The following is a 9,601-nucleotide window of genomic DNA, read 5'->3' on the forward strand; positions in this document are numbered from 1 at the left end:
ACCGCGAGGAGGAGCCCGTGACACACCGCGAGGTGGACTCCGCGACAAGCCGCGGGGCGGCCGGCGTGGGCGCCCCCGCCGTGCGTCGCGAGGGGCGGGAGAAGGTCACCGGCACCGCCCGTTACGCCGCCGAGTACCGCTTCCCCGGCCGGGCACAGGCCTGGCCCGTACCGGCGGCCGTCGCCCGGGGCCGCGTGTCCGGGATCGACGTCGTGGACGCCCTGGCGGTCCCCGGTGTGCTCACGGTGCTCACCCACGAGAACGCGCCCCGCCTGGCCGAGCCGGACGATCCCACACTCGCCGTGCTGCAGAACCCCCGGGTCCCGCACCGCGGCTGGTTCGTGGCCCTGGTGGTGGGCGAGACCCTCGAGGCGGCCCGTGCCGGTGCCGCCGCCGTCCGCGTCACCTACGACACCGAAGAACACGACGTGGTCCTCTCCCCCGCGCACCCGGATGCGTACGTCCCGGAGGAGGCCAACGGGTACCCAGCCGTCCGGGAGCGGGGCGACCCCGACGAGGCGTTCGGTTCCTCCGCCGTCCGGGTCGATGTCACGTACCGGGTGCCACCGCTGCACAACCACCCCATGGAGCCGCACACCAGCACCGCCCGCTGGGACGACGACCGGCTCACCGTGCACACCTCCAGCCAGGGCACCGGCGCGGTCCGCGGCGTGCTCGCCGAGCTGTTCGGGCTGCCCAAGGAGCGCGTCGTCGTCACCGCCGAGCACGTCGGCGGCGGTTTTGGTTCCAAGGGCACGCCACGGCCCGATGTCGTGCTCGCCGCGATGGCGGCACGCAGGACCGGGCTGGCGGTCACGGTGGCGCTGCCCCGGCGGTACCTGCCCGCCGTCGTCGGTCATCGGGCCCCCACGCTGCACCGGCTGCGGCTCGGTGCCGGTGCGGACGGGCGTCTCGCCTCCCTCGTGCACGAGGTCACCACCCACACCTCCCGCATCAAGGAGTTCGTGGAAGCGGGGGCGGTGCCCGCGCGGGTGATGTACGCCGCGCCGCACAGCCGCAGCGCGCACCGGGTCGCGGCGCTGGACGTGCCGTCCCCGTCGTGGATGCGGGCGCCGGGCGAGGCTCCGGGCATGTACGCGCTGGAGTCCGCCGTGGACGAACTCGCCGCCGCACTCGGCATGGACCCGATCGAGCTGCGCGTCCGCAACGAGCCGGACGCCGAGCCCGACAGCGGCGCGCCGTTCAGCAGCAGGCACCTGGTCGACTGCCTGCGCGAGGGCGCCCGGCGCTTCGGCTGGGACGGGCGCGATCCCCGTCCGCGCTCCCGCCGGGAAGGGCCGCTGCTGCTGGGGACGGGCGTGGCGGCGGCGACGTATCCCGTCCAGGTGTGGCCCTCCACGGCGTCGGCCCGCGCACTGCCCGACGGGACGTTCCTGGTCCGGATCAACGCCACGGACATCGGCACGGGGGCCCGGACCGTGCTCGCGCAGATCGGCTCGGACGCGCTCGGGGTGCCATTGGAGCGGGTGCGGATCGAGATCGGCAGCACGGAGCTGCCGTCGGCGTCGCTGGCCGGGGGCTCGTCCGGCACCGCCTCCTGGGGCTGGCCCGTCCACGAGGCCTGTGCCCGGCTGGCGCGGCGGCTGGCCGGGCACCGGGGTCCGCTGCCCGAGCGGGGCCTCGATGTCCGTGCCGACACGAGGGGCACGGCGGACGCCGAGAGCGCCTGGGCACGGCACGCCTTCGGGGCGCACTTCGCCGAGGTCGCCGTGGACACGGTCACCGGTGAGGTCCGTGCCGGCCGGCTGCTCGGGGTGTACGCCGCGGGGCGCATCCTCAACTCCCGTACCGCGCGCTCCCAGTTCGTCGGCGGCATGACGATGGGCCTGGGCATGGCGCTGACCGAGGGCAGCACGATGGACGCCGCGTTCGGTGACTTCGCCGAGTCGGATCTGGCGTCCTACCACGTGCCCGTGCACGCCGACGTGGGCGACATCGAAGCGCACTGGATCGACGAGGAGGACCCCCACCTCAACCCCATGGGGAGCAAGGGGATCGGGGAGATCGGCATCGTCGGGACGGCCGCGGCGATCGGCAACGCCGTCCACCACGCCACCGGTGTCCGCTTCCGTGAACTCCCCCTCACGCCGGACCGGGTGCTGGCCGGACTGCTCGGCCACCGGACGACGAACGGTGCCCCGGCCGGGACAGCCGTGAGCGGATCCGACGCGGTGCCACGCCCGTAGCGGTCACTCCGTCATATGGCGTGCCCGGGGTGCCGGCGCAAGGGACGAGAAGGAACTCCTGTACACCTGCGCCCCCGTCACGCCGTGCCACTCGGGTAACCCACGGGGGTGACCACCCGCACGGAAGAATCCGCCGACTCGGCGACATGTCGGGCTCCGGTCGCAATACAGCCGCCGGAAAGGGGAATCCACGTAGTGACACCCCGGGGGAATCCACGTAGTGACACCCCGTGTCGCGGCACGCCAGGGAGGGCAACCCGTGGATACGACCACAACGGTGATCACGGTGGCCGCGGTTCTCGCGGTCATCGTCCTCGTCCTCGCCATCGTCATCCTCGTGCGGCTGGTGCGGACCCGGCGCGATCTGCGGCGCGCGGGACTGCCCACCGGCCCGCGCTGGGTCTTCTGGGGCGCGGTCCTCTATTTCGTGCTGCCTGTGGACCTGCTGCCCGACCCGATGTACCTGGATGACATCGGCGTCCTGCTGCTCGCTCTGCGCACCGTCCGCGGCTCCCTCGGCGATCGGGAGCGCAGTACGGCACGCCGGCCGGACCGGCTACCGGCGCGATGACTACGGAAAGTAAGGAAACCAACCACCCGTTCGATTCGTATAAGTCTCTGGAAGCCGAAACGAGCCCACGGACCGGGTGGCCGAGCCCCTGGACCCCCGCTTGATCGGCGCAGTACCGACGAGGGAGAGACGATGCAACCGTTCGCGCTCAACTACGCGCGCCCGGCAGTGGAGTTGGAAGCTGTCATTCCGTACGTGTACGACGCCGGACTGCAGCTGAACGTGCTTCTGGACGGACGGGTCGCCGCCTGCGACTTCGCCCTGCTGAGAGAAGTGGGCACCACGACGTCCACCGCCGGCTCCAAGACCCACTTCGACGACTGAGACCGGCCGCCGAAGATGACCGTACTGATCCTCACCTGTGAGGAGGACGTGACCGCGGACATGGTGGTCGTGCACCTCAACGCCTCCGGGATTCCGGTGGTCCGGGTCGACCCCGCGGATCTGACCGGCGGTGTCGCACTGTCCGGGGAGTACGTCCACGGCCGATTCCGTGGCCATCTGTCCGCCGGGGGGCGGCTGGTGAGCATCGGCGGGCTGCGATCGGTCTGGGTGCGCCGCCCCGGCACACCGGCCGGCCGGGCGGCCCAGCCGTCCGCGTGGCTGACGGAGGAGGCCGCCCAAGCCCTCTACGGCATGCTGCGGGGCTCGGACGCACGGTGGATGAACCATCCCGACGCCGCGCGCCGGGCCCGGCACAAACCGTGGCAGTTACGTCTGGGCCAGCAGTGCGGCCTGCCCGTGCCGGCGACGCTGATCACGACCTTTCCGCGGGCCGCCCGGGAGTTCGCCGAGCGCTACCCGGATCTGGTGGTCAAGCCGGTGTCGGGCGCGCATCCGCAGGACCCGCCCAGGGCGGTGCCGACCAGCCGGGTCGCACCGGACACGGACTTCTCGGCCGTGGCGTTCGGGCCGACGCTGTTGCAGCGGCGGATCTCCAAGCGGGCCGACATCCGTCTCACCGTGGTGGGTGAGCGGATGCTGGCCGCCCGCAAGGCGACGGCGGACGACGCGGACCCCGACGAGGTCGACGTGCGCTTCGCCGCGCCCGGCTCACCGTGGCGCCCCACCGACGTGCCGTCGCGCATCGCGCCGGGTGTCCTGGCCTACCTGCGGGAGGCGGGACTGGCGTACGGGGCCTTCGACTTCGTCGAGGACGCCGATGGGACCTGGTGGTTCCTGGAGTGCAATCAGTCCGGGCAGTTCGGGTTCGTCGAGGTGGAGACGGGTCAGCCGATCGCACGCACCATCGCCGAGTGGCTGGCCCGTCCCGTCCCCGACGAGCAGGCACACATCAACGGCTGGAACGCGAAGGTCCGTTGAGGGGGAAGGTCACTGAGGCCGCGGGCCGGGCAGCATGGCCGTGCGCTGCCATCCCGTGCCCGGGGAGTTCGGGCGGTCGTAGCCGGGGGACTGCGCGGGCCGCATGACCAGCTCCAGTTCCCTGCTCACGCGTTCGGCCTCGCGGCGAACCTGCGCGGGCACATCGCCGCACTCCGCGATGAGTCGGTCGTAGATGGGGGAATCCTGGAACACCCGTCAACGCGCCTTTCTGCTCATCGCCCCCGTACGGGGGCGAGACTGCGAGTGTAGGCGGCCCCGCGTCCCGGAGTGTGAATTCCCTGGGAGGACTTGACGCAGACCGGACATCCGTGGCAAGCGGACGAGTGGAGGTCAGGCTCCGGTCGAGGAGCCCGGCCGGACGATCATCAGGACGGTGACCGTCGCCCACAGGAGGTTGAAGATGCCCGTGAACATGGCGAGTTGCGCGGCGGCACGGTGGTCGACGGCCTGCTCGCCCTTGAGCCGGCCGAGGAGTTCCTCCTGGCGCGGCAGGACGAAGGCGACCAGGACGCCGGCGGCGGCCGCGGTCAGCGCGATGGAGGTCACGAGCCACCCGCTGCCCAGGACACCCATCGCTGCAGCGGTGGCGAACCCGAGGACCGGGACGGTCAGTCCGACACCGGCGTAGACGCGGCAGATACGGTGCAGCAGTGCGAGCGAGCCGGCGGCCGACGTGTCGGGGGCGTCGCCGCCCGCGGGGACGGCGCGCCGCGCCGCAGGCGGGAACATGCTGGCCGCGACGGTCACGGGACCGATGGCGACGATGGCGGCCAGGACATGCAGGGACAGCAGAATTTCGGTCACCGGGACTCTTTCCGTGATGCGATCGACGTGCCCGGCTCACGTTAGGGAGCCGGGGAATGATCACCCAGGGGCTGAAACGACAGCTTCCAACGGATTCCCGCCAACTCGCCCCACGCCTGCATCACACGGGCTGCCCGCCCCGCCTCATGCCGTCGGCGGGAACCCGCCTAGGGTGGCGCTCATGCACACCGTGGCGATCCTGGTCCTGGATCACGTGGTGCCGTTCGACATGGCGGCGCCCCAGCAGACGTTCGCCTGGACCCATCTGCCGGACGGGCGGCCCGCCTACCGGGTCCGGTTGTGCGCCGAGTCGCCGGAGGTGCCCGCGGACGGCGGTTTCACGCTGCGCGTGGACCGGGGGCTCGAGGCGCTCGCGGAGGCCGACACGATCATCGTGCCGGGCTGCTCCCCCGAGGCCGCGCCACCGTCCGCGCGGGTCCTTGCAGCGCTGCGGCAGGCGGCCGAAGCCGGCACCCGGATCGCGTCGATCTGCGTGGGCGCCTTCGTGCTGGCCGAGGCCGGGCTGCTGGACGGGCTGCGCGCCACCACTCACTGGGTGGCGGCCGACGAGCTGGCCCGCCGTTTCCCGCGGGTCGAGGTGCAGCCGGACGTCCTGTACGTGGACAACGGGCAGATCCTCACCTCGGCCGGTGCGGCCGCCGCGCTGGATCTGTGCCTGCACATGATCCGGCGGGATCTGGGATCGGCCGTCGCGGCGAGCATCGCCCGTATGTCCGTCGTGCCGCTGGAACGCGAGGGCGGGCAGGCCCAGTTCATCGTTCACGAGCACCCGCCGGTGCCCCGCGGGTCGGAGCTGGAGCCGTTGATCGAGTGGATCGAGGGCAACCTGGCAGACGAGGTGACGCTCGGCGCGCTGGCCGCGCGCGCCGGAATGAGCGAGCGGACCTTCAGCCGCCGCTTCCGTGAGCAGACCGGCACCACGCCGCTGCAGTGGCTGTTGCGGGCGCGGGTGCGGCGGGCTCAGTACCTGCTGGAGAACACCGACCACTCCGTCGAACGGATAGCGCGGCTGGCGGGGTTCGGCTCACCGACGGCGTTCCGGGAGCGGTTCCGCAAGGTGGTGGGCACCACGCCGCACGCGTACCGTACGGCGTTCCACGGAAAGGCCGCGGCCCCGGCGGCCTCCTGAAGAAGGGGCGCCGAGGCCGCGTTCCCGGTCGCGCCGGGCTCTCACGAGGTCAGCCCACCAGCGTCAGGCCGTTCTCCCCGCCCGCTTCCGCGCCCTCCGGGGCCCCCTTGGTGAGCAACAGGGCGTCCGCCTTGGCGATGGCCTCATGGATGGCGGACGTTCCCATCATCACGCACAGCGTGTAACTCACGTCCTCCAGTTCGCGTGCCGCCGTCGGCATCTGCCTCTCCGCCTGAGCGATCCTCAGCGACGCGTAGCGCGTGAGCAACTCCCTGACGGCCTTCCGGTCCGGTACGAGCACGTAGCGCCCCTCTCTCTGTTTTCGCTGCGTATGCCCGAACCACGCGCAAACATTCACATGTTTTTCTCCCATGTGACGGAATCGACGCGAAATGATCGCCTGCTGACGAGGGGACAGACCGAGTCAGGCACTGGGGTGGCTGAACGCGCCCGGCACCGGAACTCCCTTGTCACACGAGGACGAAACCTCGCGACGCAGGACTCAACTCACCCACGCAGAACGACGATTCCCCCCCCCCGGCGGCCCCCCGTCTCACTGACATGGCCGGGGACCGCTTCGGAGGTGGTTGTGAGCGCCGAGGTGACGGCATCCGGCCCGGGGGAAGCGACGACGGACCCGTCCGGGAGCACCGTGGAGCGGATCGTCGGCCTGGAGGGCCGCCGGGGCCTGGCGGTGTGATTCCCGGCGGGTAGCGCAGGCGCGGGGAGTTCCCGGCCCGGGAGCGGATCGAGCGGCTCGTGGACAAGGACTCCATCACCGAGACCGGCCTCTTCGTGCGGGCCCGGCCGGCCGTGGAGGGCGCCCGCCGCCCCTGCGGGGACGGGGTGCTCACCGGCTACGGGAGGTCGACGGCCGCCCGGTGTGCGAGTTCGCCCAGGACTCGACGGTGTTCGGCGGCAGCATGGGTGAGGCGTTCGGCGAGCAGACCATCGCCCTCCGCCTGCGCCGACCTCGGTCTGGACTCGCTGATGGCCGTCCTCGTCCGCACAGCGGGCCGCCAGCGCGGCTCCGCGCCACTCCCCTCTTCTCCTACAGCTCATGTCCATGCCAGGGACGCCAGGGCGGAGGCAGGAGGGCTCGGCTCTCAGGGAGTGCTGATGAGAACTCAGCTTCCGGAGGGCGGCTTGTCACCGGCGCACAGGGCTGAGGGCCGGTGGGCCGGTCGCGGGCTCGTCCCGCTTCTGGTCCCGGCCGAGCTGCGAACCGGCGGTTTCGGGCGCATGGTGGGGCTATGGACGGTCAACCCCCTGTGGTCGTGGAGCCGCCCGCGTCGGACGGCGGACGGCTGGTGACCATCCATGGCGAGCGCAAGGGTGTCGCCTACAGCCTGTTCGACGTGCTGGACCTCCTGCACGGCGAGGGCCTGCCCACCACCGACACGGCCGTCGACGACACCGAGCTGATCGAGTGGCAGGGTGGCGGGCCCTACGACTGGAACGACGGGGCGTCCGACGAGGCGTGAGCCGTACCGCACGAGCGCGATGCGCGTCGGCGGGCCGGTGCCGGCACCCGGAGCTGCGCCGCGCACGCCCGCCCCCGCCCGCTTTTCGGAGGTTCTCATGGTCTCGCGTCTCAACCCGTACCTCACCTTCAACGGTGACGCCCGGCAGGCGATGGAGTTCTACAAGGAGGTCTTCGGCGGTTCCCTGAACCTCCATACCTACGGCGACTTCGGCCAGGCGGACGCCCCGAACGCCGACAAGATCATGCACGGCATGCTGGAGACCACCGGCGGCTTCACCCTGATGGGCGCCGACAACCCGCCGGGGACGGAATCCGAGCAGGGCGGCCAGCCCTTCTCCGTGAGCCTGAGCGGGGACGACGCGGCCGAGCTGCGCGGGTACTGGGAGCAGCTGTCCGAGGGGGGCTCGGTGTCGGTGCCGCTGGAGAAGCAGATGTGGGGCGACGTGTTCGGCATGTGCACGGACCGCTTCGGGGTCCCGTGGATGGTCAACATCGGCAGCCCGGAGGGCTGAGCGTCACCGCTCGGACGGTCCCGCTCCCCCTCCGCCGCGAGCCGCCCGCACCCGCCGTTCACCGTCGGCGCGCGCGGGCGGCTCCGCTGTGCCGGGGCCCACTCCCGCGAGCTCACCGCGGAGCTTACCGCCCCGATTTGTTCGTACGTCCTGACAAATCTGTTGACCTCACTGTTGGGCGCCCATGCACCTCCGGGATGGCCGCACGGGCGGTACCGGCGGTACCATCGGTACCATGTCTCAGCCCAAAGCGATGAACCTCCGTTTCCCCGATCCGGCCCAGCGTGCCGCGATCGAGGCCGCGGCGCGGCAGGAGGGCGTCAGCCTGCAGGAGTACATCCTGTCGGCGGCCTACGCCCGCGCCACCGCAGTGGAGACGCACTTCCTCGAGGCCTTCCGCGCGTCGATGGCCCGCAGCGGCGACGCCTTCGCGGAGGCCGCCGACACGGCCGGCGGCGATGGAGAGCGCCGGGCTGAGGAGCTCGCCGCACGGCGTGGGCTTGAGGAGCAGGAGCGGGGTCACGCCGCGTGACGCAGCACGAACCGCTTCACCCTCTTGATGTGACCTTCCTGCTGCACGCTGCGGAGTTGCTTCCCGGTGATCCGCAGGTGGATGACTACGGTCCTTTGTATGCGGCTGTCGCCCGGGTCAATGCCCGGGCTTTGGAGCGGGACGTCTACGGGTCCCTGCATCTGAAGGCGGCGGCGTTGTTGCAGACGCTGGTGCGGCTGCCGTGTCTGGAGCATTCCGACGAGGCTTTCGCCTGGCACTGCGCGGAGGCCTATCTCGAGCTGAACGGGTGCCGCCTGGAGTATCCGCCGAAGGAAGCGGTCGCCCTGGTGCGGGAAGCGGCTTCCGGCCTGATGGGGGTGGGCCTGGTCGGCCGTCAGTTGCGTGCGTGGAGTGTTGCCTGATCTGGCGGATGTCTTCAGCTCGAGCTGTGTGATCTTCAGGGATCGAGGGCACGCAGGAGGGGGCCAGGACTTTCCGCGTCCAGGTGGTCCGCTTGGCGTCCGCGCCTTCGGGTGGGTCGTCGAGTGCCGTGGCGATGCGGCGCAGTAGTCGGGAGCCGCCGGTCAGCAGTCCGAGGCTTCGGAGCAGGGCCGGAACGGAGGCCGCCTGCCGGGCCGCGCCGGGCCACTGCAGCTGGTGGGCCAGCCGTGCTGCGAGTCCGATTGCAGCGGTGACGTGGGTACGGTTTGCGGGCAGGTGCTGTCGTAGCAGTTCCACGAGTGGTCGGGGGATCTGGTTCTCCGCGTCGGTGATGCCGCGGGCCGTTGTCCGGCTGTCAGGTTGATGTGCCCGCGCACCACGTGTGTCTCGGTGTCGGCGAGGGCGTTTGCCGCGTTTCCCATGCCTCCTCCGCAACGGCTAGATTCGGCACGCCAACCACGAGTTCCTGGGGGACGCCATGACAGATGAACCGCAGCAACACTCCGAGCCCGGGCCCCTGTTGAACTTGGGCTGCCTGATGTTGCTGGTGGTATTCGGCGGCCTGGCGACGATGCTGTACGGCCTGGGAGTGC

At 71.4% G+C, this 9,601-nt stretch carries 12 protein-coding genes; 9 read left to right on the top strand and 3 right to left on the bottom strand.

Annotated elements, in window-relative coordinates:
* The first annotated feature begins 17 nt into the window (after window positions 1-17).
* The 4 genes from IE212_RS24395 (at window position 18) to tgmB (ending at window position 4,101) form a co-directional block, all read left to right on the top strand.
* On the top strand, window positions 18-2,207 hold the full coding sequence (locus tag IE212_RS24395) for a xanthine dehydrogenase family protein molybdopterin-binding subunit (RefSeq protein ID WP_229864570.1): 2,190 nt from the start codon (window positions 18-20) through the stop codon (window positions 2,205-2,207).
* A 259-nt stretch (window positions 2,208-2,466) separates the two neighbouring features.
* The gene (locus IE212_RS24400) at window positions 2,467-2,778 is read left to right on the top strand and encodes a YkvA family protein (RefSeq protein WP_190200064.1); all 312 of its coding nucleotides are present in this window, start codon (window positions 2,467-2,469) and stop codon (window positions 2,776-2,778) included.
* A gap of 132 nt (window positions 2,779-2,910) precedes the next feature.
* Complete coding sequence (gene tgmA / locus IE212_RS24405; RefSeq protein WP_030244739.1) at window positions 2,911-3,102, top strand: putative ATP-grasp-modified RiPP; 192 nt, start codon at window positions 2,911-2,913, stop codon at window positions 3,100-3,102.
* A gap of 15 nt (window positions 3,103-3,117) precedes the next feature.
* Window positions 3,118-4,101, top strand: coding sequence for an ATP-grasp ribosomal peptide maturase (gene tgmB / locus IE212_RS24410; protein WP_190200065.1), 984 nt, complete (start codon window positions 3,118-3,120; stop codon window positions 4,099-4,101).
* Window positions 4,102-4,110: 9 nt separating this feature from the next.
* Here the strand turns inward: tgmB and IE212_RS24415 are convergent, their stop codons facing one another.
* Together IE212_RS24415 and IE212_RS24420 are read right to left on the bottom strand one after the other, a co-directional pair.
* Window positions 4,111-4,314: a hypothetical protein gene (locus IE212_RS24415; protein ID WP_190200066.1), complete on the bottom strand. Its 204-nt coding sequence runs from the start codon at window positions 4,312-4,314 to the stop codon at window positions 4,111-4,113.
* A 138-nt stretch (window positions 4,315-4,452) separates the two neighbouring features.
* Complete coding sequence (locus IE212_RS24420) at window positions 4,453-4,926, bottom strand: hypothetical protein (RefSeq protein WP_190200067.1); 474 nt, start codon at window positions 4,924-4,926, stop codon at window positions 4,453-4,455.
* 181 nt (window positions 4,927-5,107) lie between these two features.
* On the opposite strand from IE212_RS24420, the gene IE212_RS24425 reads away from it, so the two are divergent.
* A complete protein-coding gene (locus IE212_RS24425; RefSeq protein WP_190200068.1) occupies window positions 5,108-6,076 on the top strand; it encodes a GlxA family transcriptional regulator in 969 nt (322 codons plus the stop codon).
* 49 nt (window positions 6,077-6,125) lie between these two features.
* Here IE212_RS24425 and IE212_RS24430 read toward each other — a convergent pair whose 3' ends face one another.
* On the bottom strand, window positions 6,126-6,377 hold the full coding sequence (locus tag IE212_RS24430; protein ID WP_190200069.1) for a DUF5133 domain-containing protein: 252 nt from the start codon (window positions 6,375-6,377) through the stop codon (window positions 6,126-6,128).
* Between the two features lie 952 nt (window positions 6,378-7,329).
* Here IE212_RS24430 and IE212_RS24440 point away from each other — a divergent pair.
* The 4 genes from IE212_RS24440 (at window position 7,330) to IE212_RS24455 (ending at window position 8,989) form a co-directional block, all read left to right on the top strand.
* Entirely contained in the window at window positions 7,330-7,560 is a 231-nt protein-coding gene (locus IE212_RS24440) for a hypothetical protein (protein WP_190200070.1), read from the top strand.
* 97 nt (window positions 7,561-7,657) lie between these two features.
* A complete protein-coding gene (locus tag IE212_RS24445) occupies window positions 7,658-8,074 on the top strand; it encodes a VOC family protein (RefSeq protein ID WP_190200071.1) in 417 nt (138 codons plus the stop codon).
* A 235-nt stretch (window positions 8,075-8,309) separates the two neighbouring features.
* Window positions 8,310-8,606, top strand: a complete 297-nt coding sequence (locus tag IE212_RS24450; protein WP_229864571.1) for a type II toxin -antitoxin system TacA 1-like antitoxin — start codon at window positions 8,310-8,312, stop codon at window positions 8,604-8,606.
* Window positions 8,603-8,989: a fic family toxin-antitoxin system, toxin component gene (locus IE212_RS24455; protein WP_190200072.1), complete on the top strand. Its 387-nt coding sequence runs from the start codon at window positions 8,603-8,605 to the stop codon at window positions 8,987-8,989. Before IE212_RS24450 ends, IE212_RS24455 begins: the two co-directional genes overlap by 4 nt.
* Window positions 8,990-9,601: the final 612 nt, after the last annotated feature.

Source organism: Streptomyces djakartensis, assembly GCF_014651075.1.
Taxonomy (GTDB): domain Bacteria; phylum Actinomycetota; class Actinomycetes; order Streptomycetales; family Streptomycetaceae; genus Streptomyces; species Streptomyces djakartensis.

Bases quoted from the DNA above. Each gene is read 5' to 3' on its own strand.
- IE212_RS24440 (WP_190200070.1), top strand. From the start codon at position 7,330: ATGGACGGTCAACCCCCTGTGGTCGTGGAGCCGCCCGCGTCGGACGGC.
- tgmA (WP_030244739.1), top strand. From the start codon at position 2,911: ATGCAACCGTTCGCGCTCAACTACGCGCGCCCGGCAGTGGAGTTGGAA.
- IE212_RS24450 (WP_229864571.1), top strand. From the start codon at position 8,310: ATGTCTCAGCCCAAAGCGATGAACCTCCGTTTCCCCGATCCGGCCCAG.
- IE212_RS24445 (WP_190200071.1), top strand. From the start codon at position 7,658: ATGGTCTCGCGTCTCAACCCGTACCTCACCTTCAACGGTGACGCCCGG.
- IE212_RS24425 (WP_190200068.1), top strand. From the start codon at position 5,108: ATGCACACCGTGGCGATCCTGGTCCTGGATCACGTGGTGCCGTTCGAC.
- tgmB (WP_190200065.1), top strand. From the start codon at position 3,118: ATGACCGTACTGATCCTCACCTGTGAGGAGGACGTGACCGCGGACATG.